This is a genomic window from Sphingopyxis terrae subsp. terrae NBRC 15098, from assembly GCF_001610975.1.
In the GTDB taxonomy this organism is placed as follows: Bacteria; Pseudomonadota; Alphaproteobacteria; order Sphingomonadales; family Sphingomonadaceae; genus Sphingopyxis; species Sphingopyxis terrae_A.
In genome coordinates this window covers 3,533,981-3,555,183 of the sequence record NZ_CP013342.1, presented here as the reverse complement: position 1 = coordinate 3,555,183, position 21,203 = coordinate 3,533,981, and the positions used below count along the sequence as shown (strand labels likewise).

Here is a 21,203-nt window from a genome sequence, read left to right as displayed (position 1 = left end):
TGTCGGGAATGGGGGAGCGTCGGCGAGCAAAATGGAGGCATCGGGTGGCTTGCGCGGCGCCCGAAAGCTTGCGCATTCCAGCAATTTATGGTCTGCCGTCCAGCAAGCGCGGTAATTTTTGCATCCGCGGTGGGACTTTGAGGGGCGCATGCAGACGGGACGGCGTTGGCTTACAATAGCCCTGTTGGCGGGCGGGCTTGGGGGCTGCGTTTCGGCGCCGACCGAATATCCATCCGGGCCGGGCATTCCCGTTCCCGAGCAATGGTCGGTCGAATCGGGAGGCAATCCCGCCGCGACGGCATCCTATTGGACGCGACTGAGCGATCCGCTGGTCGATTCCTATGTCGCGCGGGCGCTGGCGAACAATCGTGACATTGCCCAGTCTGCCGCCCGCCTGGTGCAGGCGCGCGCGGGCGTGCGCGCGGCGCGGGCAGGCTATTTCCCGCAGGTCACGGCCTCCGGGGGGCTTCAGCGCGATGTCGGCGATCTGGCCGACGAGCGGCTGCAATATTCGCTCGGCGCCGACGCGCAGTGGGAGATCGATCTTTTCGGACGCATCGGCGGCAATGTCGCCGCATCGCGGGCCGATCTTGCCGCCGCAGGCTATGGCCTTGCCGACCTGCAGCGCCTGATCGTGGGACAGGTGGCGCAGACCACCGTTTCGGCGCGAACGCTCGCGGTACAACTCGCGATCGCGCGCGAAACGCTGACCATTCAGGACGATAATCTCCAGATCGCGCGCTGGCGACGCGAGGCCGGCCTCGTATCGAGCCTCGATGTCGAGCAGGCCGCCGCGCAGCGGGCGCAGACCGCGGCGAGCATTCCGGCGCTTGAACGCGATCTCGCGCAGGCGGCGAACAGCATTTCGACCCTGATCGGCGAAGCGCCCGGCCCGGTGCGGACGGCGATCGAGGGCGAAGAAGGAGCAATTCCGGCTCCGCCGGACGCAGTGGGGTTCGATGCGCCGGCCGCCGTGCTGCGCAGCCGCCCCGACGTCCGCCAGGCAGAAGCGACGCTGCTCGCGGACACGGCGCGCATCGGCGTTGCACGCGCGCAGATGCTACCGCTTGTCAACCTCGCCGGCAACCTCGGCACCGCCTCGTTCGGGATCGGCAATCTGTTCGATGTGATAACCGGGCGGCTCTTTGCGGGGATCAGCCAGCTTATCTTTGACGGCGGCCGTGCGCGCGCGGGTGTCGACGCCGCCAATGCAGCCGCGCAGGCTTCGCTTGCGGCCTGGCAAAAGGCGATCCTTGGCGCGCTTGAGGATGTCGAGAGCGCCGCCGCCGCCCAGCGCGCGGCGGGCGAGCGCGTTAGCCTTTTCGAAACGGCGCGCGATGCGGCGAGCAATGCCGCGCTGCTGGCGCGCAGCCAGTATCAGGCGGGGCTGATCGACTTTCAAACTTTGCTGACTGCGGAGAACCAGTTGCTCGCGGCCCGCAACGCGCTGGCGGCGAGCCAGGCCGAGCGGGCCAACGCCTTTATCAGCCTCAACCAGGCGCTCGGCGGCGGTTGGGACGGGACCAATTTCGATCCGGATGCCGGCGTTCGGACACAGGGGACTAGCGAATGACCGATACCGGCACTGCGACGCAGGAACTCGAGGATTTTCTTGGCGCGAGGCCGCGCCCCAAGTGGCGGCGCTGGATGAAATACTGGCTGCCAGCGGCGCTGATACTCGTCATATTGCTGGCGATGGCAACCTGTTCGCGCGGGAAAGACGAGGCCAAATATATCACCGAGCCGGTGACCGAGAAGTCGCTGACGCTCAGCGTCACGGCGACGGGGAATCTGCGGCCGACCAATCAGGTCGAGGTCGGGTCCGAAGTGTCGGGCAAGATCGATCACATTTATGTCGATGTGAACGACCGCGTCTCCAAGGGGCAGGTCCTCGCCCAGATCAACACCGACGTGATCGAGGACCAGATCACCCAGGCCGAGGCCAATCTCAACGCGGCGCGCGCGCAGGTGGCGCAGGCGCAGGCGACGCTTGACGTCGACAAGGCGCAGCTCGCGCGGCTGGAAAATGTGTTCAAGATCTCGGGCGGCAAGGTTCCCTCAGGGGTCGAACTCGATCAGGGTCGCGCGGCAGTGAAGCGCGATACCGCCGCCGTTGCCGCGGCGCAGGCGAATGTCCGCGCTGTCGAGGCGCAATTGTCGTCGGCGGTGACCAACCGCAACCGCGCGGAGATCCGTTCGCCCGTTTCGGGTGTCGTGCTCGCGCGCCAGGTCGAGCCCGGGCAGACTGTCGCGGCAAGTTTCAACACCCCGACCCTGTTCATCATCGCCGAAGATCTGTCGGCGATGCAGCTTCGCGTCGAGATCGATGAAGCCGACGTCGGACAGGTCCAGACCGGACAGAAGGCCGACTTCACGGTCGATGCCTATCCCGGTCGTCGCTTTCCCGCGGTCGTCGAGCGCGTCGATCAGGCGTCGAGCAACACGGCTTCGCAGGCGAGCCAGCAGACGGCCACCGCAACCGCCAATGCGGTCGTCAGCTATGAGGCGAGGCTGGCGGTCGCCAACGGCGACGGGCTGCTGCGTCCGGGGATGACCGCGACGGCGACCATTGCGACGGGCAGCACCGGCAAACAATTGCTGGTTCCGAACGGGGCCCTGCGCTTTCAGCCCGATGCGAAGGAAAAGGAAAAGGGCGGCGTGCTCAATCCCGAAATCGGGCTGGAAAAGAATGAACAGCGCGCGACGATCGGCGTGGGCAGCCAGCAGCGCGTCTGGGTGCTTCAGGCCGACGGGACGCTGAAGCCCGTCGACGTTGTGACGGGGCAGAGCGACGGCCGCCTGACCGCCGTGACGGCCAAGGGGCTTCGGCCCGGCATGAAGGTGGTGACGGGCAAGGGGGCGACGGGCCAGTGACGCCCCCCGAGATCCCGCTGATCGAACTCGAAGGGATAACGAAGACCTTCGGCCGGGGCGAGGCGGCCTTTCAGGCGCTCAAGGGCGTCGACATGCGGATCGAGCGCGGCGATTTCGTCGCGGTGATGGGGCCGTCGGGCTCGGGCAAATCGACGACGATGAACATCCTCGGCTGCCTGGATGTCCCGACGAGCGGCGTGTTCCGCTTTCGCGGGGTCGAGGTGCAGGCGCTCGATCGCGATCAGCGCAGCCTGCTGCGGCGGCGATATCTGGGCTTCGTCTTTCAGGGCTTCAATCTCCTTGCCCGCACCAGCGCGGTCGAAAATGTCGAACTGCCGCTGCTCTATCGCGGCGAAAAGAAGAGCGAGCGCCACGCCGCAGCCATGCGCGCGCTCGATCAGGTGGGTCTTGCGCCCTGGGCGGATCACACGCCGGCCGAATTGTCGGGCGGCCAGCAGCAGCGGGTGGCGATCGCCCGGGCGCTCGTCACCCAGCCCGACGTGCTGCTCGCCGACGAGCCTACGGGCAATCTCGATACCGAACGCTCGATCGAGATCATGCAGTTGCTCACGCGCCTGAACGGCGAAGGCATCACCATCCTGATGGTCACGCATGAGGAGGAAATGGCAGCCTTTGCCAACACCATCGTGCGCTTTCGCGACGGGCTGGTCGAACGGGTCGAACGCGGCAGGCGCACCCGCAGCGAGGAACCCGCCTGATGTTCGGCGCAACGCTCCTGCTCGCCTTTCGCGAGATACGGCGCCATCTGCTGCGTTCGTTCCTGACGACGCTCGGCATCATCATCGGCGTCGCGGCGGTGATCACGATGGTGACGCTCGGAAATGGCGTCACGGCATCGATCAAGGACCAGATATCCTCGCTGGGGTCTAACGTGCTGATCGTCTTTCCCGTGCAGGGCGATCGCGGCAGGCCGCGGCCGTTCAAGCAAGCCGATGTTGATGCAGTGAGCAGGCAGATCGCCGGCGTCGTCGATGTGTCGGGCAGCGTTTCGTCCAGCGTCACGGCCTTTCATAACGGGCAGAGCTGGCGCACGACCGTGCAGGGCGTCGGCAATGACTTCCTGCGCGCCCGGTCGATCGAGATCGAAAGCGGCCGCGCGTTCACGAACGAGGAGGAAAGCGCGGGCAAGAATATGTGCCTGATCGGGCCCAAGGTCCAAAAGGCGATATTCGTCGCCGGGAGCAGTCCGCTCGGCGAAAATATCCGGTTGAACAACGTGTCCTGCACCGTGATCGGCGTTCTCAAGGAACGCGGCGAGGGCGGCGGTCCCGATCAGGACAGCGACAATGTCGTGATGGTCCCGCTGAAAATGGCGCAGCGCCGCTTCACCGGCAGCGACGATATCCAATATTTCGTGATCAAATATGACAGCGCCTACGCCAGCACCGCCATTCAGGATTCGCTCGTCGGCCTGCTGCGCGAGCGGCGCCTGTTGCAGGGCGCGGCCACCAACGACTTCAACATCGTCGATACCGCGCAGGTCAATCAGGCGCTCGGTGCGGCAACCGGCGCGTTGACCGCGATGGTTGCGGTGATCGCGGGGATCAGCCTGCTTGTCGGCGGGATCGGGATCATGAATATCATGCTTGTCTCGGTCACCGAACGGACGCGCGAGATCGGCATCCGTCTCGCCATCGGGGCGCTGGCGCGCGAGGTGCAGCTCCAGTTTCTGACCGAGGCCGTCGTGCTGTGCTGTTTCGGCGGTGCGGTCGGCATCGCCTTCGCTTTCATCCTGTCCTGGGGGATGGCGAGCGTGATCGACGTGCCCTTCATCTTCAATCCGGTCGTCAATGTGATGAGCTTCCTGTTCTCCGCCTTGATGGGGATAACATTCGGCTATTATCCGGCGCGCCGGGCGTCGAAGCTCGATCCGATCGACGCGCTGCGGCACGAATAAGCGGCACGCGCGGTCGCGGCGCCGCTGGCGTCGTCAGCTCAGCCGGCTGTGCCGCTTCTTGCTGTCACTCTCGATCGCGAGGATGATGCCGATGCAGGTCATGATCGTCAGCATCGACGATCCGCCATAGGAGAAGAGCGGCAACGGGATACCGACGACCGGCGCCAGCCCCATCACCATTCCCAGATTGATTGCGATGTAGAAAAAGATCGTCATGGTGAGGCCGGTCGCGGTCAATTGGCCGAAGCGCGTCCGCGCGTTGAGCGCGACGCGCGTGGACCAGCGCAGCAGGAAGAAGAAGCCGAGGAGCAGCAACAGCCCGCCGACCAGCCCCCATTCCTCCGACATGGTGGCGAAGATGAAGTCGGTATGCCCTTCGGGCAAATAATCGAGGTGGCTTTGCGACCCGTTGAGGAAGCCCTTGCCGAACAGTCCGCCCGATCCGATCGCAATCTTCGACTGGCTGATGTGATAGCCGGCGCCCAGCGGATCGCTTTCGGGGTCGAGAAAGATCAGCACGCGCTTCTGCTGATAGTCGTGCAGCATCGAAAAGAGGATCGGCAACGCGGCCAGTCCCGCGAGCGCGGCGCTGCCGAACCACCACAGCGGAAGGCCCGAGACGAACATCACGATCGCCGCGCTGGCGCAGATCGCCAGCGCCGTGCCGAGGTCGGGCTGGAGCATCACGAGCGCGGCGGGGATGCCGATCATCACCAGCGCGGGCCACAAGGCGTTGAAGGTGCGCGTGCTGCCCGGCGGCAATTGGGCGTAGAAGCGCGCGAGAGCGAGGACGATCGCGACCTTCATCAGTTCCGACGGCTGGAGGTTCATGAATCCGAGATTGAGCCATCGCTGACTGCCGCCGCCGACAAAACCCAGCGCTTCGACCGCAAGCAGAAGCAGCGCGACGCCCAGATAGCCAAGGTAAGAGAAATCTTCGAAAATGCGGATCGGCATGCGCCCGATCGCGAGCGCGACGAGCAGGAAGACGATGAAGCGCACCCCCTGTTGGAGCGCCCAGGGCGTCACGCTGCCGCCGGCGGCCGAATAGAGGACGAGCAGGCCGAAGCCGGTGATCGCCGACAGGAGTGCGATCAGCTTCCAGGGGATGCGCTGGACGGCGGGCGGAACCGGGATCATTGCGCGAGCCCCGGATCGGGGCGCGCGATACCCGCCTTCCACGCAGCATAGTCGCGGTCCATCCGCTCCTTGATCGTGCCGCCCCAGCCGGCCTCAAAGGCGGTCAGTGCCTCCATCGCCTTTTCACGGTCGTAGAGGAAGGTGAAGATGTCCTTGGCAACGGGCGCCGCCGCGCGGCTGCCGCCCATGCCATGTTCGATGATGACCGACGCGGCATAGCGCGGATTTTCGACCGGCGCGAAGCAGATGAACAGGCCGTGATCGCGAAATTTCCACGTGCCGCCCTTGCCGTTGCCGGTGTTGAGGCCGCGAACCTGGGCCGTGCCGGTCTTGCCCGCCATCTGGATGCCGTCGAGCGGCAGGCGGCTGCGCCCCGCGGTTCCGCCGGGGGCGTTGACGACGCGGTTCATCCCCTCGCGCGCGGTCGCAAAGGCTTCGGCTGAGAAGGGCAAAGGCTCGTTCGAGAATTGCCGGCTGACGAGGCGGGGGTAGAGTTTGCGGCCCGAGGCGATACGCGACGCCATGACGGCGAGCTGGAGCGGGTTCACGCTGACATAGCCCTGGCCGATCACCGCATTCAGCGAATCGGACGCCGACCAGGGTTGGCCGTATTTTTTCATCTTCCACGCGCTGTCGGGAATCGTGCCGTATCGCTGGTTGCTTCCGGCAAGCTGGAATTCCTCGCCCAGCCCCATCATCTTCGCGGTCGGCGCGATGGCGTCATAGCCCAGCCGGTCGGCGACCCAATAGAAATAGCTGTTACAGCTTTTCATGATCGCGGTCGGCATGTCGACGCTGCCGTGGGTGCCGAGACAGCGGAAGAAACGGTTGCCGAGGCGATAGCCGCCGATGCAGGTGTGGCGTTCGCTCGGGTCCATGCCATGTTCGATCGCGGCGATCGCGGCCATCGGCTTCAGCGTCGATCCCGGGGGGTAGAGGCCGCGGGTCGCCTTGTTGATCAGCGGCTGGTGATCGTCGGCGCGCAGCCAGCCATATTCGGCATTGCTGATCCCGTCCGAAAAGCTGTTCGGATCGAAAGACGGCATCGAAACGAAGGCGAGGATGTCGCCATTGAGGCAGTCGATGACGACCGCCGCCCCTGATTCGGGGCCCATGCGGCGCGCGGCATATTCCTGCAGATCGGCGTCGATGGTCAGGTGGACGGTCTTGCCTTGCGTGTCGGGCTGGGTGCTGAGATCGCGCACGACCTTGCCCCGCGCGGTGACTTCGACGCGCTTGGCGCCGGCCTTGCCGCGCAGCAATTCCTCGAAATATTTCTCCAGCCCGTCCTTGCCGGTCTTGAAGCCGGGGGTGATGAAGAGCGGATCCTTGACCTTTTCATATTCCTCGGCGGTCGGGGCGCCGACATAGCCGATCAGGTGGCCGACCGCGGCGCCGGTGGGATAGTTGCGGGCAAAACCGCGCGTCGGGGCAATGCCGGGGAGGTCGGGGAGGCGGACGAGGATCGATGCATATTGCTGCTCGGTCACGTCCTCCGCAACCGCAACCGGCTGGAATCCGGATGCCGCCTTGAGGTCGCGTTCGATGCGCGCCATTGCGTCGCCGTCGAGCTGCAACAACGTGCGGAGCTGGCCCAGCACCAGTTCCTTGCTGTGCATGCGATCGGGAATGATGTCGATGCGGAGCGAGACGCGGTTGTTGGCAAGCGCCTTGCCGTGGCGGTCGACGATCCAGCCGCGACGCGGCGGGATGAGCGTCAGATTGACGCGGTTGCTTTCGGATTCGAGGACATAGCGATCATTGTCGATGATCGAGATATAGCCCATCCGCGCCGCGAGCGCGGCGCCCACGGCGATTTGTCCGCCGCCGACGACAAGGGTGCGGCGCGTGAAGGTGAGGCCCCTCCAGGCTTCGGTAATGGGCGGACTTTTCTTGCGGGACATGAAAGCGGAAATTCGTTGGCAATCTGGGGCGAAGGCTAAGGCGGGGGCGGGAGGCGGGCGATTATCGGCGCTTGAGACGGAAATTGTCAAACTTGCCGGTCAGGCGGAGGAACAGCGGCATCAGCAGCACCGAAATGATGATCTGCGGCAGCACGAGGCCGAGCATATGCCCGGCGGGAGCGTGTGGAAAGGTGATAAGCACCGCAAGCGCCTGAACAGCGGCGACGAGCAGCGCGCCGATCGCCCAGTCGTGCAGGAAGCCGCGCCAATAGATGCGCTGCGAGAGATAGGCGATCGCGATGCTCGCGGCGGTCCACAGCGCGATGGCTGTGCCGATCGGCGCGCCGCTGAACAGATCGTCCCACAGGCCGAGCGGCAGACCGATCCACACCGGCCACATTTCGGTGCGCAGAAGTTGCCAGCTCAGGAAGAAGAGGAGACCGAGCGGGGGCAGCACGGGCGAACTGGCGACGAGCGGCAGCATCAACGGCAGCGCCGACGCGATCATCACCGTCGCGATCGGCACGACCTGCATCCGCCAGCGCGAGGCTGGCTCGCCGATCCGCTGTCCGTGCCGGTTCATGGCGCGCCGGCTGCCGTGGAGGATTGGGCGGGCACCGCCTGCGCCTCGATATTATCGGGCGTATAGGGGCGCAGCACCGCTACCGCGTCGACCTTTGCCGGGTCGGCCAGCGGACGCGCGAGCGCGCCATCGTCCTGGCGCCGCACGACGATGGCGACCGGAATGTTCGGAGGATAAAGGCCGCCGGTTCCCGACGTCACGAGGATGTCGCCGGGCTTGAAGGGATTGTTCGCGATGTTGAGCGTGCGAACGTCGAGATCGCCGTTGCCGCGGCCCGTTGCGAGCGCCGGCAGGCCGTCACGCGCCCGGCGCACCGGCACGACATTTTCGACGTCGGTAAGGAGCAGCACCTGCGACACCGATGGCCCGGCGGTCAGCACGCGGCCGATCAGGCCGTCGGCGCCGCGTACCGGCTGGCCCGCCAATACACCCCGGTTGCGCCCGAGGCTGAGCAGCGCGATGCGGCGGCTGCTCGTCGAGGTCGAGGTGAGCAGATAGCCATGGGCGAGCGCCGAGCGATCGGTCTGCTGCAGACCGAGCAGCGACTTGAGCTGGCGATTTTCCTCTTCGAGCGCGCTGGTCGCGACGAGACGGCGGCGCGCCTCGGCCAGTTCCTTGCGCAAGCGGCGGTTCTGCGATCCCGCGCCGACGTAGGCCGACACAGTGTCGTCGACGCCCGAGATCGACCCGATCACCGACCGCGTGCCGCGCGCGATCGGCGCGGTTATTTCCTGACTGGCGACGCGCAGGGCGGCAAAGCCGACGGGGTCGGCGACCGAAAGGATCGCCAGAAGCAGCCCCGCAAGCGCGCCCGTTATCGCAATAACATAGGCAGCGAAGAGGCTGTACTGGGCCTTTCGGGATTGCCCCGGACGCCGATGTGCCGGGCGAACCATGGACCGTCTGTCCGCGATCAGGCTTGCTGCAGCACGCCGCGGAAGGCGGGATCCTCCATCGCGCGGCCGGTGCCAATCGCGACGCAGGTCAGCGGGTCTTCCGCGACCGTCACCGGCAGGCCGGTTGCGTCGCGCAGCAATTCGTCGAGTTCGCGGATCAAAGCGCCGCCGCCGGTGAGCACGATGCCCTGGTCGACAATGTCGGCTGCGAGTTCGGGGGCGGTGTTTTCGAGCGCGATGCGCACGCCTTCGACGATCGTGCCGATCGGTTCGGACAGTGCTTCGGCGATCTGCGCCTGATTGATCGAAATTTCCTTCGGCACGCCGTTGACGAGGTCGCGGCCCTTGATGTGGATCGTCATGCCGACGCCGTCGGCGGGCACGCGCGCGATGCCGAAATCCTTCTTGATCCGCTCGGCGGTCGATTCGCCGATCAGCAGATTGTGATGGCGGCGAACGTAGGAGACGATCGCTTCGTCCATCTTGTCGCCGCCGGCGCGGACCGAGGTCGTGTAAGCCAGGCCGCGCAGCGAGAGCACCGCGACTTCGGTGGTGCCGCCGCCGATGTCGACGACCATAGAGCCGATCGGTTCGGTAACCGGCATGTCGGCGCCGATTGCGGCCGCCATCGGTTCCTCGATCAGCCACACCTGGCTTGCCCCGGCGTTCGATGCGGCGTCGCGGATCGCGCGGCGTTCAACGCTGGTCGAACCCGACGGCACGCAAATCACGATTTCGGGGCTGCGAAACGCGTTGGCCTTGCCGCCGTGCACCTTGGTGATGAAGTGCTTGATCATCTGTTCGGCGACATCGATGTCGGCGATGACCCCGTCACGCAGCGGGCGGATGGCCTCGATGCTGTCGGGCGTCTTGCCCATCATCAGCTTGGCATCGTCGCCGACCGCCTTGACCCGCTTGATCCCGTTCAGCGTCTCGACCGCGACGACCGAGGGCTCATTGAGCACGATGCCCTTGCCGCGCACGTAAACGACCGTGTTCGCGGTGCCGAGGTCGATTGCCATGTCTTGGGAATTGAACTTCAGAAAACGGGAAAAGAAGGACATCGATACTGCTTCCTGTCATCGGCACGTGCCAGCCGGGTCGGTCTGGTCCTGCCGCCATCGAATGTGAACCCGCGCGCCTACCGGCACAGGACCAATCAGGGGGAGATTCCGGCTCTTCCCGGACGGGGTGGCTGGACAAAATGATCAGGGCTGAGCGGATGGGTCGCGATTTGCGTCCGACTGCGCTAGGACAGCCCCCATGTCAATACGCCGCCTGCCGGAAAAGCTAGTAAATCGGATCGCAGCCGGTGAAGTGGTCGAAAGACCCGCCGCAGCGCTCAAGGAACTCGTCGAAAACGCCCTCGATGCGGGGGCGACTCGCATTGCGGTGCGAATCGCCGAGGGCGGAATTCTGCGGCTGGAAGTCGATGACGACGGGTGCGGGATGACCGCGTCCGACATGGCGCTCGCGCTCGAGCGCCATGCGACCTCGAAATTGCCGACCGATGCGATCGAGGAAGTGACGACAATGGGCTTTCGCGGCGAAGCCTTGCCGTCGATTGCCAGCGTTGCGCGGTTGACGCTTGAAAGCCGCGTTGCGGGCGCGGACGGGTGGCGCCGTGTGATCGATAATGGCAGCCTCATCGCCGAAGGGCCGGCGGCGCTCGCCAAGGGCACGCGGGTGATGGTCGAGGATCTGTTCGCGCGCGTGCCTGCCCGGCGCAAGTTTCTGCGTAGCGCGCGCAGCGAATATGCCGCCTGCCTCGATGTCGTGAAACGTCTGGCGATGGCGCGCGCCGACGTCGGTTTTGCCGTCGAGCATGACGGGCGCCGCGTGCTCGACGTGCAGGGCGGCCAGGATCGTCTCAGCCGTGTCGCGGCACTGACCCAGCGCGACCTGGCGGCGAACAGCATCGGCGTCGATGTCGAGCGCGGCGAGGTCCGGCTCGGCGGCGTGATCAGCCTGCCGACCTACAACCGCGGCATCGCCGATCATCAATATCTGTTTGTCAACGGCCGTCCGGTGAAGGACCGGCTGCTTGTCGGGGCATTGCGCGGCGCCTATGCCGATCTGCTCGCGCGTGATCGCCATCCGGTCGTCGCGCTCTTCCTCGATCTGCCGACGAGCGAGGTCGATGTGAACGTCCATCCGGCGAAAACCGAAGTGCGGTTCCGCGATCCGCAGCTTGTGCGCGGGATGATCGTCGGCGGGCTGCGCCGCGCGCTCGACGAACAGGGGTTTCGCAGCGTCCAGCGCCCTGCCGAAGCCGCGCTCGCGGCGTGGCAGCAGGAACCGGCCTCACCGGCGCCGACGACCGGATTTCTGTTCGGCCAGCGCAGCGAGCCCGCGGTGCATCTGTTCGGCGCCGATGCCGCGCCGCCGCCCGCCGACGCGGCGCGCGTCTATGACCGGATGATGACCTTTGCGGGCGCCGCCGCGCCGATCGCAGGGCGAGCCGAAGTGGCCGAAGCGCCGCCGCCGGTCGCCGCCGACCATCCGCTAGGCATCGCGCGCGGACAGATCGCCAACACCTATATCGTTGCCGAGGCCGAGGACGGTCTGGTCATCGTCGACCAGCATGCGGCGCACGAGCGGCTGGTGCTCGAACAATTGCGCCGCGGCATGGCGGGGCAGGCGGTGCCGTCGCAGGGCTTGCTGCTGCCCGAGATCGTCGAGATCGACGAGCCGGCGTGCGATCGCCTCGAAGCGGCTGCAGGTCAGCTTTCCGCGCTGGGGGTCGAGATCGAGCGCTTCGGCCCCGCGGCGGTGATGGTGCGCGCGACGCCCGCGATGCTGGGCGCGATTGACTGCCACAAACTCGTCACCGATATCGCCGACGATTTGGCGGGCTATGACGCAGCGCTGGGCCTCTCCGAGCGGCTCGAACTCGTGGCGGCGACGATGGCGTGTCATGGGTCGGTGCGCGCCGGGCGTCCGCTCAATGTCGCCGAAATGAACGCCTTGCTCCGACAGATGGAAGTGACGCCCCATTCGGGCCAGTGCAACCACGGCCGTCCGACCTGGGTGAAATTGCAGATGGCGGACGTTGAGCGACTTTTTGGGCGTAAATGAATGGGTTAGCGTGTTGCTATTTTAATTGATCATTGTTGATAGCTTGGACGACTATGATTGATGACTGCAAAGGACCGACATTGCGGACTTTGGCTCAATTTGCCAAGATGTCGTTACCGATCATCGTAGCAGGCATTCCCCGACATGTTTAAACCAAACAAGGGAATAGTTTTAGAGGCTCTTGGAGAGCTAAGCGACAAAGGCTTTCAAGAATACTACTGGATGGGGCGAGACCAGAGCGTAGTATGCGTTCCTGAAGAGCTATGCCATTCCATTCTGTTCAGCAGCAACTTGGCGCTGAATTTCAAGTCCGGAAGACCGGTATTCGGTCATTGGGATGCGCGGATCATGGCTCTTGCGGAAAGATTTTGCGACCTCGTCGATGTAACTTCCGGTGATGCCGAGGCCATGCTCGCAGCAGCTGAAATGGAGCAAATCCGGGCCGAAGCACAGTCGATACTGGATGGCATCAAGGCTTAGCCGCCAATGCCGAATAGGACGGTCTCTCGTCCGCTTCCTATCCCCATATCGGGAATTTCTACTCCAGCTTCGGCGGAAAAGCTGGCACCTCTTGTGCGTTGGCTGGGGTGAAGCTGGCGATGGACGATGTGGAGAAGCTGTGCGGGCGCTAATGAGGGCGGCGCGGAGGTCCGGCCGCACGATGGCCCGGAATCACAACGCCCGGGCCTCATTCGAGACCCGGGCGCCTGTGACGAACGTCGCCATCCCCCTTGTGCGCAGGCCAGGCGACCGGCCTGCACTCCCTGGAACCGGGCCTTGCGCCGCGTTGAACCAGAAGCCATTGGGCTATGCGCCGCGCCGGGCTTTGTCACCCATTCGTCGACAGGCTGCGGCGCTTTTGCACCGCCCTGTGGCCGTTCGGCAACATATTCTGCGAATCATTCGCAGCGAATTGCGCCCCACGGTGACCATTGCCAGCGGCCCGGACGCCCCCTAAAGCGGCGGCATGACCGCAACGCGCACCGCGCCTGAAGGGGCGTCCGCCCGATGATCCTGCGTCCTTACGAACGCGCCATCTTCAAACGCTATCTGCTCCCGCAACGCGGCGAAGGCTTCATCTTCGTCGCGGCGGCGTTCAGTTTTACCGCGGTGATGCTGGGGGTCGCGGCGCTGGTTATCGTGATGAGCGTGATGAACGGTGTCCGCTCCGACCTGTTCGACAAGATCGTCGGGCTGAACGGCCATGCGGTGGTGCAGGGCTTCGGCGGCCGTCTCGACGACTGGCGCGATCTGCTCAAGGAGGTGAAGGCGACGCCGGGCGTCGTGTCCGCAACCCCGCTGATCGAGCAACCCTTGCTCACCACCTTCAACGGGCGCGTCGAGGGGGTGCTGGTGCGCGGGATGACCGTCGCCGACATTCGCGGCAACGGCGTGCTCAACGGCAAGGTTTTGCAGGGCAACCTCGATTCGCTGAAGCCTGGCACCGACAATGTCGCGATCGGCAGCGAACTGGCGCGTAATCTGGGCGCGACGGTCGGGTCGATGATCACGATCATCAATCCCGCAGGCCGGTCGACGCCGTTCGGAACGGTGCCGCGCGAGATTGCCTATCGCGTGTCGGCGATCTTCGAGATCGGCGTCTATGATTTCGACAAGGCCTATGTCGTGATGCCGATGGAGAATGCGCAGCTGCTGCTGCTCACCGGCGATCAGGTGGGGATGATCGAGATCAAGACGACCGATCCCGACAAGGTGGGCGAGATATTGCAGCCGCTGGCCGAAAAGGTCGCGGCGCAGGCGGTGATTTCGGACTGGCGGTCGATGAACAGCAGTCTGTTCGAGGCGCTGTCGGTCGAGCGCGTCGCGATGTTCGTGATCCTGTCGCTGATCGTGCTCGTTGCCGCTTTCAACATCATCTCTTCGCTCATCATGCTCGTCCGCGCCAAGACGCGCGACATGGCAATCCTGCGCACCATGGGCGCGCCGCGCGATGCGGTGATGCGCATCTTCATGGCGATCGGCCTGTCGATCGGCGTTGCGGGAACCATTGTCGGCATGATCATCGGCTTCAGCCTGCTTTACTTCCGCGCCGGCGTGCTGCGCGGAGCGGAATTCATCACCGGGCAGCCGCTGTGGGATCCGTCGATCCGATTTCTGACCGAATTGCCGTCGAAGCCCGATCCGTTCGAAATCGTCGGCATTGCGGTGATGGCGATCGTCTTCAGTTTCCTCGCGACGCTCTATCCGGCACTGAAGGCCGCGAATACCGATCCCGTGCAGGTGCTGCGCTATGAATGATGTCGTCCTGGAACTTGTCGACCTGAAGCGCAGCTTTACGCAGGGCGACGTTACCATCCATGTGCTGCGCGGCATCGATGCGGCGCTGAAGCGCGGCGAAATCGTCGCGCTGCTCGGCCCGTCGGGATCGGGCAAGTCGACGATGCTGCAGGCGGTCGGCCTGCTTGAAGGCGGTTTCGAGGGCACGATCCGCATCGATGGCGAGGATGTGACGCGCTTCGATCAGGGCGCGCGGACAACGACGCGGCGCGAGAAGATCGGCTTCGTCTATCAATTCCACCATCTGCTCCCCGATTTCAGCGCGGTCGAGAATGTCGTGCTGCCGCAGCTCATTCGCGGCGCGCGCCAGGCCGAAGCCGAAGAGCGCGCTGCCGACCTGCTCGGCCGGCTCGGACTTGCCGAGCGTCTGCACCACAAGCCGAGCAAGCTGTCGGGCGGCGAGCAACAGCGCGTTGCGGTGGCGCGCGCGCTGGCGAACCGGCCGCTGCTCGTGCTCGCCGACGAACCCACGGGCAATCTCGACGAAGCGACGGCGGACCGCGTGTTCGACCAGTTCGTCAAACTCGTCCGCGATCATGGTTCTGCCGCACTGGTTGCGACGCATAACGAACGGCTGGCGGCGCGAATGGATCGCGTGTGGCGCTTGCACGAAGGACAGATCGAGGCGTAGGCAAAGCTGGAAGCGATTGCCGACGCCCAGCCGAAGGGGAAGCGAATATGGGGCTCTACGATTTCTCAGCGAAACTGCCGGGCGGCGGATCGCAGGCGATGGCCGACTACAAGGGGAAGGTGCTGCTGATCGTCAACACCGCCTCCAAATGCGGCTTTACCCCGCAATATGAAGGGCTGGAGGAGCTCTACCGCGATTACAAGGATCGCGGGTTCGAGGTTCTGGCCTTCCCCTGCAACCAGTTCGGCGCGCAGGAGCCGGGCGATGCCGAGGAAATCAAGAATTTCTGCTCGCTGACCTATGATGTCAGCTTCCCGCTGATGGCGAAGATCGACGTCAACGGCGACGACGCCGATCCGATCTTCAAGCATCTGAAGAAGGAAAAGACCGGCCTGCTCGGCAGCGGGATCAAGTGGAATTTCACCAAATTCCTCGTCGACCGCGACGGCAATGTCGTCTCGCGCCATGCGCCGACAACCAAGCCCGAGCAGCTGCGCAAGGAGATTGAGGAATTGCTGGGTTAGGAACCCCCAAGCCAAAGCCGTTCGACCTGAGCTTGTCGAAGGGTCGTACTTCACTTTGCGGCGGTGAAGAATAGGACGGTGCTTCGACAAGCTCAGAACGAACGGTTCGGGTGCGCGGCCAATGTGCATATTTTGCACACGGACGCTTCCCCGAATCGTCACATGTGCCTAGCGTCATCCGATGGCCTACAGCCCCTTTGTTCCCCTGCGCGTCTTTTCCAGTTTCACCATGCTGGAGGGGGCGATCGAGCCCAAGGCGATCGCGAAAGCGGCGCGCGAGCGGGGCTTTCCGGCGATAGCGGTCGCGGATCGCAACGGGCTGTACGGTGTCATGGCCTTTGGCGACGCGTGCAAGGCGGCGGGTGTCCAGCCGATCGTCGGTGCGCTGCTGAGCGTGGCGCGGCCGGGGCAGCGGCTGGCGAGCGGCGCACCGCTGATCGACTGGATTGCGCTCTATGCGCAGGACGATGCGGGCTACAATAATCTTTGCGCGCTGGTGTCTGCGGCGCACCTCGGCCGACCGGTCGAGCAGGAGCCGCATGTCCTGCTTTCGGACCTCGCCGGCAAGACCGACGGGCTCATCTGCCTGACCGGGGGCGGCGAGGGCGCTCTGGCGCGCTTGCTGGCCGGCGAGCAGAAGACGGCCGCCGACGAGTATGTCGAGCAGCTGGAAGCGCTTTTCGCCGATCGGCTGTATATCGAACTGTCGCGGCGGGGCGATGCGACTGAAAAGGCCGCCGAGGAGGCGCTGATCGAGCTGGCCTACACGCGCGCGTTGCCGCTGGTTGCGACCAATCCCGCCAATTTCGTCGATCCGCAATTTCATCCCGCGCATGATGCGATGCTGTGCATTGCGCAGTCGGCCTATGTCGAAAGCGAGGATCGCCGCTCGTCCAACCCCGAAGCCTGGCTGAAATCGGCCGAGGCGATGGAGGACAGTTTCTCCGACCTGCCCGAGGCGATCCGCAACACGCTGGTGATCGCGCAGCGCTGCGCCTTCATGGCGCCCAAGCGCAAACCGATCCTGCCGAGCCTTGCCGGCGACCGCGAGGGCGAGGCGGCGCAGCTCAAGGTCGATGCCCACGCAGGGCTGGCCGAACGGCTTGCGCTCTATCCGGACCTTACCGAGGAAGAAAAGCAGGCCTATGTCGCGCGGCTTGACTTCGAGGTCGACGTCATCACGCAGATGGGCTTTCCGGGCTACTTCCTGATCGTTGCCGACTTCATCAAATGGGCGAAGGCGCACGATATTCCGGTGGGGCCGGGGCGTGGATCGGGTGCGGGCAGCCTCGTCGCCTGGTCGCTGACCATCACCGACCTCGACCCGCTTAAGCTCGGGCTGCTGTTCGAACGCTTCCTCAATCCCGAGCGCGTGTCGATGCCCGACTTCGACATCGACTTCTGCGAAACCCGCCGCGGCGAGGTGATCCGCTATGTGCAGGAGAAATACGGCCGCGACACCGTCGCGCAGATCATCACCTTCGGTAAGCTGAAGGCGCGCGCGGTTCTGAAGGACACCGGCCGCGTGCTCCAGATGAGCTATGGGCAGGTCGACCGGCTCGCGAAGCTGGTACCGAACCATCCGACCGATCCCTGGACGCTCGAACGCGCATTGAACGGCGTCAGCGAGCTGATGACCGAATATAAGCAGGATGACGGCGTCCGCCGCCTGTTCGACATGGCGCGCCAGCTCGAAGGCCTGCCGCGGCACAGTTCGACCCACGCGGCGGGGGTCGTGATCGGGGACCGGCCGCTCGACCAGCTTGTCCCGCTCTATCGCGATCCGCGCTCGTATATGCCGGTCACGCAGTTCGACATGAAATATGTCGAGACGGCGGGGCTGGTGAAGTTCGACTTTCTTGGCCTCAAGACGCTGTCGGTGCTCAAGGAAGCGCGGCGCCTGCTCGCGCTGCGCGGGATCGATGTCGATCTCGATACGCTCGGCTGGGACGATCCCGCGGTCTATGAGTTGCTCCAGCGCGGCGACACCGTCGGGGTGTTCCAGCTGGAATCCGAAGGGATGCGGCGCACGCTGTCGGCGGTGAAGCCGACCAATTTCGGGGACATTATCGCGCTCGTCGCGCTGTATCGGCCAGGGCCGATGGACAATATTCCGCTATTCGGCGCGCGCAAGAACGGGCGCGAGCCGATCGCCTATCCGCACCCGCTGCTCGAAGGCATCCTCGCCGAAACCTACGGCATCTTCGTCTATCAGGAACAGGTGATGCAGGCGGCGCAGATCCTGGCCGGCTACAGCCTCGGCGGCGCGGACCTGTTGCGCCGCGCGATGGGCAAGAAGGTGCAGGCGGAGATGGACGCGCAGCGCGACACCTTCGTCAAAGGTTGCGGCGAGCATAATGGCATCGACGCCAAGGCCGCGAACGAGCTGTTCGACTTGATCGACAAATTCGCGGGCTATGGCTTCAACAAGAGCCATGCGGCGGCCTATGCGCTGCTCTCCTATCAGACGGCGTGGCTGAAGGCGCATTATCCGCACGAATTCTTCGCCGCGTCGATGTCGTTCGACAGCCATCAGACCGACAAATTGTCGATCTTCATCGACGATATGCGCCGCCTCGACATCGCGATCGCGCCGCCGTCGATCAACGACAGCGAGGCCGATTTTTCGGTCGGGCGCAGCGAAGACGGGCTCGCGGTCCGCTACGCGCTCGGCGCGCTCAAAGGTGTCGGCGAAAAGGCGATGGAGGCTCTCGTCGCCGAGCGTCAAGCCAAGGGCGATTTTGCGAGTCTCGACGATTTTGCCGCGCGCATCGACCCCAAGCTGCTCAACCGCCGCCAGATCGAGGCGCTGGCGGGGGGCGGCGCGTTCGACTGCGTCGAACCCGACCGACCGCGCGCCTTTGCTGGAGCCGAGGCGTTGCTGGCCTGCGCCAATAGTTCGGCGCACGAACGCTCGACGGGGCAGGGCGGGTTGTTCGGCGGTGATGTCGCGATCGCGCCGGTGCTCCAGCTGTCCGCTGCCGAACCCTGGACGCTTGCCGAGCGGATGGCGAAGGAAAAGGACGCGTTCGGCTTTTATTTCTCGGCTCACCCGGTCGAACAATATGAGGCGGTGATCGCGGCGCGCGGTGCGCGGACCTACGGCAATATCTGCGAAACGGTCGAAATGACGCCCGGAACCCGCATCCCGATGGTGATGGCGGCGATGGTCGAAAGCGCGCGCCCGCGCGTGTCGCAGCGCGGCAATCGCTTCCTCAACCTGACGCTGTCGGACCGCAGCGGACAATTTCAGTCGAGCTGCTTCGACGAGCAGACGGGCAAGATATTGGAGGCCTTGGCGGTCGACGGCGGCTGCGCGCTGCTCAACGTCGAACTCGATCTGCTCGAGGGCGAGGAAACGCCGCGCGTGACGGTGCGCGGGGCGCAGTCGCTCGCCGACATTGCGGCGAGTGCCGCGCTGCAACTCGATTGCCGCGTCGAACTCGCCGAGGCGCCGGGCGAGATGCTCCGCTATCTCGAACGGCGCGAGGATGCGCGCGGGCGGGTGATCGTATCGACGACCGATCCGCTGACGGGCGAGGACATCCGGATCGAGCTGGGACGCGGCTTCGCGCTCGGCCCAGACACCGTCTCGCGGCTCCAAATGGTTGCAGGTGTAACCGATGTGGCGCTTTCGCTGGTCCCGCCGCGCGATTTTCGCGTCCGCTAGGCTCGCCCCCTCTTGCGTGCCGCGCATTTCCGGCCCTATCCCTGACGAAAGACACGGGAGAGATGCATATGGGAATGCAGGGCCAGCCGCTGCTCGTTACAAGCCTGATCGATCATGCGGCGCGCGAACATGGCGCACGTGAAATCGTCTCGCGCTGGGCCGACGGCAGCATGACGCGGTCGAGCTGGGGCGAGGTCGGCAAGGACGCCCGCCGCTTCGCTGCCGCCATGACGCGGCTGGGGATGACGAAGGGCGACCGTATCGCGACGCTCGCGATGAACCATGGCCATCATCTGGTGAGCTGGTACGGGACCGCTGGCATGGGCGGGGTGCTGCACACGGTGAACCCGCGGCTGTTCGACGAACAGCTTGTCTATATCGTCAATCATGCCGAGGACCGCATTCTCTTCTTCGACGCGGCATTTCTGCCGATCGTCGAACGGCTGCGCGATCAGCTTCCCACCGTCGAGCATTTCGTGCTGTTCGATGCGCCGGCGCGCGACGGCTATCTTTCCTACAAGGATCTGATCGACGCCGAAGACGGCAGCTTCGAATGGGTCGATCTCGACGAGCGCGATCCGGTGGGCCTCTGCTATACCAGCGGAACGACGGGCAATCCGAAAGGCGTGCTCTACGAACATCGCTCGAACGTCATCCATGCGATCACCGAGATTCAACCCGATGTCTTCGACATGTCGAACCGCAGCGTCATCCTGCCGATCGTGCCGATGTTCCACGCCAACAGCTGGGGCATTCCCTTCGCCGCCGCGACGGTGGGGGCGAAGCTCGTCTTTTCGGCGACCAATGATGCGCAGGTGCTCTGCGAACTGATGCACGCCGAAGGGGTGACGCACAGCGCCGGCGTGCCGACGGTGTGGCTCGCGATGTTCGCGCATATGGATGCGACCGGGATCGACTATGGCAAGCTTTACCGCGTCATCATCGGCGGCTCGGCGGCGCCGCGTGCGATGATCGAACGCTTCATGAAGGCGGGGATCGACGTCGGCCACGCATGGGGCATGACCGAAACCTCGCCGATCGGAACGATGGGCAAGCGGCCGTGGAATTGGGACGAAATGAGCTTCGACGAGCGCGTCGATATCGTCTGCCGCCAGGGCTGCCCGCCCTTTGGCGTCGAACTGCGCATCGTCGACGAGGAGGATAATGTCCTGCCGCGCGACGGGGTGACGAGCGGGCGGCTGCAATGCCGGGGCCCCTGGATCATCCAGCGCTATTTCAAGGCTGACGCCGATGCCGCCGACAGCGACGGGTGGTTCGATACCGGCGACGTCTCGGTGATCCATCCCGACGGGGTCATGCAAATCACCGACCGGGCGAAGGATGTCATCAAATCGGGCGGCGAGTGGATTTCGTCGATCGAACTCGAAAATGCCGCGGTGGGCGCCCCCGGCGTTCAGGAAGCCGCCGCGGTCGGCGTATTCCACCCCAAATGGGACGAACGACCGATCCTGCTGATCGTCAGGAAACCCGGCGCCGAGGCGACCGAAGCGAGCATCCTCGATTATCTGAAGGACAAGGTCGCGAAATGGTGGCTGCCCGACGAGATCGTCTTCGTCGAAGAACTGCCGCACACCGCGACGGGCAAGATCCTGAAGCGCCAGATCCGCGACGATTACAAGGATTACAAGCTGAAGTCGTTGGCGGAGGCGTAACCCCCTATGGGTGT

Annotated in this window: 16 protein-coding genes; 11 read left to right on the top strand and 5 right to left on the bottom strand. The window is 64.8% G+C overall.

Going from position 1 to position 21,203, the window contains the following annotated elements; translation table 11 throughout:
- Positions 1–184 precede the first annotated feature (184 nt).
- Genes AOA14_RS16880 through AOA14_RS16865 form a run of 4 tightly spaced genes read left to right on the top strand, consistent with a single transcriptional unit; the run spans position 185 to position 4,792 of the window.
- Positions 185–1,573: an efflux transporter outer membrane subunit gene (locus AOA14_RS16880; protein ID WP_238929684.1), complete on the top strand. Its 1,389-nt coding sequence runs from the start codon at positions 185–187 to the stop codon at positions 1,571–1,573.
- Positions 1,570–2,874 carry an efflux RND transporter periplasmic adaptor subunit gene (locus AOA14_RS16875; RefSeq protein WP_062902634.1) on the top strand — a complete coding sequence of 435 codons (1,305 nt, stop codon included), beginning with the start codon at positions 1,570–1,572 and terminating at the stop codon, positions 2,872–2,874. The genes AOA14_RS16880 and AOA14_RS16875 overlap by 4 nt, the downstream gene beginning before the upstream one ends.
- On the top strand, positions 2,871–3,593 hold the full coding sequence (locus tag AOA14_RS16870; RefSeq protein ID WP_003043762.1) for an ABC transporter ATP-binding protein: 723 nt from the start codon (positions 2,871–2,873) through the stop codon (positions 3,591–3,593). Before AOA14_RS16875 ends, AOA14_RS16870 begins: the two co-directional genes overlap by 4 nt.
- The gene (locus AOA14_RS16865) at positions 3,593–4,792 is read left to right on the top strand and encodes an ABC transporter permease (protein WP_062902633.1); all 1,200 of its coding nucleotides are present in this window, start codon (positions 3,593–3,595) and stop codon (positions 4,790–4,792) included. The genes AOA14_RS16870 and AOA14_RS16865 overlap by 1 nt, the downstream gene beginning before the upstream one ends.
- A gap of 33 nt (positions 4,793–4,825) precedes the next feature.
- Here AOA14_RS16865 and rodA read toward each other — a convergent pair whose 3' ends face one another.
- The 5 genes from rodA to AOA14_RS16840 all read right to left on the bottom strand — a co-directional run bounded on the left by rodA (position 4,826) and on the right by AOA14_RS16840 (position 10,379).
- Positions 4,826–5,932 carry a rod shape-determining protein RodA gene (rodA, locus tag AOA14_RS16860; protein ID WP_062902632.1) on the bottom strand — a complete coding sequence of 369 codons (1,107 nt, stop codon included), beginning with the start codon at positions 5,930–5,932 and terminating at the stop codon, positions 4,826–4,828.
- Positions 5,929–7,836, bottom strand: coding sequence for a penicillin-binding protein 2 (gene mrdA, locus AOA14_RS16855; protein WP_062902631.1), 1,908 nt, complete (start codon positions 7,834–7,836; stop codon positions 5,929–5,931). Before mrdA ends, rodA begins: the two co-directional genes overlap by 4 nt.
- A gap of 61 nt (positions 7,837–7,897) precedes the next feature.
- The gene (gene mreD / locus AOA14_RS16850) at positions 7,898–8,419 is read right to left on the bottom strand and encodes a rod shape-determining protein MreD (RefSeq protein WP_062902630.1); all 522 of its coding nucleotides are present in this window, start codon (positions 8,417–8,419) and stop codon (positions 7,898–7,900) included.
- Positions 8,416–9,315, bottom strand: a complete 900-nt coding sequence (gene mreC, locus AOA14_RS16845) for a rod shape-determining protein MreC (RefSeq protein ID WP_062902629.1) — start codon at positions 9,313–9,315, stop codon at positions 8,416–8,418. Before mreC ends, mreD begins: the two co-directional genes overlap by 4 nt.
- A gap of 17 nt (positions 9,316–9,332) precedes the next feature.
- Positions 9,333–10,379, bottom strand: coding sequence for a rod shape-determining protein (locus tag AOA14_RS16840; RefSeq protein ID WP_003043744.1), 1,047 nt, complete (start codon positions 10,377–10,379; stop codon positions 9,333–9,335).
- A 199-nt stretch (positions 10,380–10,578) separates the two neighbouring features.
- Here AOA14_RS16840 and mutL point away from each other — a divergent pair, with 199 nt between their 5' ends.
- The 7 genes from mutL (at position 10,579) to AOA14_RS16805 (ending at position 21,189) form a co-directional block, all read left to right on the top strand.
- Entirely contained in the window at positions 10,579–12,393 is a 1,815-nt protein-coding gene (gene mutL / locus AOA14_RS16835; protein ID WP_062902628.1) for a DNA mismatch repair endonuclease MutL, read from the top strand.
- A 144-nt stretch (positions 12,394–12,537) separates the two neighbouring features.
- Positions 12,538–12,873: a hypothetical protein gene (locus tag AOA14_RS16830; RefSeq protein WP_062902627.1), complete on the top strand. Its 336-nt coding sequence runs from the start codon at positions 12,538–12,540 to the stop codon at positions 12,871–12,873.
- Positions 12,874–13,401: 528 nt separating this feature from the next.
- Positions 13,402–14,652 (top strand): lipoprotein-releasing ABC transporter permease subunit, encoded by a 1,251-nt coding sequence (locus AOA14_RS16825; RefSeq protein WP_062902626.1) that lies wholly within the window; start codon positions 13,402–13,404, stop codon positions 14,650–14,652.
- The gene (locus AOA14_RS16820; RefSeq protein WP_062768337.1) at positions 14,645–15,322 is read left to right on the top strand and encodes an ABC transporter ATP-binding protein; all 678 of its coding nucleotides are present in this window, start codon (positions 14,645–14,647) and stop codon (positions 15,320–15,322) included. The genes AOA14_RS16825 and AOA14_RS16820 overlap by 8 nt, the downstream gene beginning before the upstream one ends.
- A gap of 47 nt (positions 15,323–15,369) precedes the next feature.
- Complete coding sequence (locus AOA14_RS16815) at positions 15,370–15,846, top strand: glutathione peroxidase (RefSeq protein ID WP_062902625.1); 477 nt, start codon at positions 15,370–15,372, stop codon at positions 15,844–15,846.
- Between the two features lie 181 nt (positions 15,847–16,027).
- A complete protein-coding gene (dnaE, locus tag AOA14_RS16810) occupies positions 16,028–19,516 on the top strand; it encodes a DNA polymerase III subunit alpha (protein WP_062902624.1) in 3,489 nt (1,162 codons plus the stop codon).
- 68 nt (positions 19,517–19,584) lie between these two features.
- Entirely contained in the window at positions 19,585–21,189 is a 1,605-nt protein-coding gene (locus tag AOA14_RS16805) for a long-chain fatty acid--CoA ligase (protein WP_409372271.1), read from the top strand.
- Positions 21,190–21,203: the final 14 nt, after the last annotated feature.

What these genes read in the sequence shown, in the direction of transcription:
- mutL (WP_062902628.1), top strand. Translation starts at nt 10,579, where the DNA reads ATGTCAATACGCCGCCTGCCGGAAAAGCTAGTAAATCGGATCGCAGCC.
- AOA14_RS16820 (WP_062768337.1), top strand. Translation starts at nt 14,645, where the DNA reads ATGAATGATGTCGTCCTGGAACTTGTCGACCTGAAGCGCAGCTTTACG.
- rodA (WP_062902632.1), bottom strand. Translation starts at nt 5,932, where the DNA reads ATGATCCCGGTTCCGCCCGCCGTCCAGCGCATCCCCTGGAAGCTGATC.
- AOA14_RS16815 (WP_062902625.1), top strand. Translation starts at nt 15,370, where the DNA reads ATGGGGCTCTACGATTTCTCAGCGAAACTGCCGGGCGGCGGATCGCAG.
- AOA14_RS16825 (WP_062902626.1), top strand. Translation starts at nt 13,402, where the DNA reads ATGATCCTGCGTCCTTACGAACGCGCCATCTTCAAACGCTATCTGCTC.
- mreC (WP_062902629.1), bottom strand. Translation starts at nt 9,315, where the DNA reads ATGGTTCGCCCGGCACATCGGCGTCCGGGGCAATCCCGAAAGGCCCAG.
- AOA14_RS16830 (WP_062902627.1), top strand. Translation starts at nt 12,538, where the DNA reads ATGTTTAAACCAAACAAGGGAATAGTTTTAGAGGCTCTTGGAGAGCTA.
- AOA14_RS16840 (WP_003043744.1), bottom strand. Translation starts at nt 10,379, where the DNA reads ATGTCCTTCTTTTCCCGTTTTCTGAAGTTCAATTCCCAAGACATGGCA.
- dnaE (WP_062902624.1), top strand. Translation starts at nt 16,028, where the DNA reads ATGGCCTACAGCCCCTTTGTTCCCCTGCGCGTCTTTTCCAGTTTCACC.
- AOA14_RS16865 (WP_062902633.1), top strand. Translation starts at nt 3,593, where the DNA reads ATGTTCGGCGCAACGCTCCTGCTCGCCTTTCGCGAGATACGGCGCCAT.
- mreD (WP_062902630.1), bottom strand. Translation starts at nt 8,419, where the DNA reads ATGAACCGGCACGGACAGCGGATCGGCGAGCCAGCCTCGCGCTGGCGG.
- AOA14_RS16875 (WP_062902634.1), top strand. Translation starts at nt 1,570, where the DNA reads ATGACCGATACCGGCACTGCGACGCAGGAACTCGAGGATTTTCTTGGC.
- mrdA (WP_062902631.1), bottom strand. Translation starts at nt 7,836, where the DNA reads ATGTCCCGCAAGAAAAGTCCGCCCATTACCGAAGCCTGGAGGGGCCTC.
- AOA14_RS16805 (WP_409372271.1), top strand. Translation starts at nt 19,585, where the DNA reads ATGGGAATGCAGGGCCAGCCGCTGCTCGTTACAAGCCTGATCGATCAT.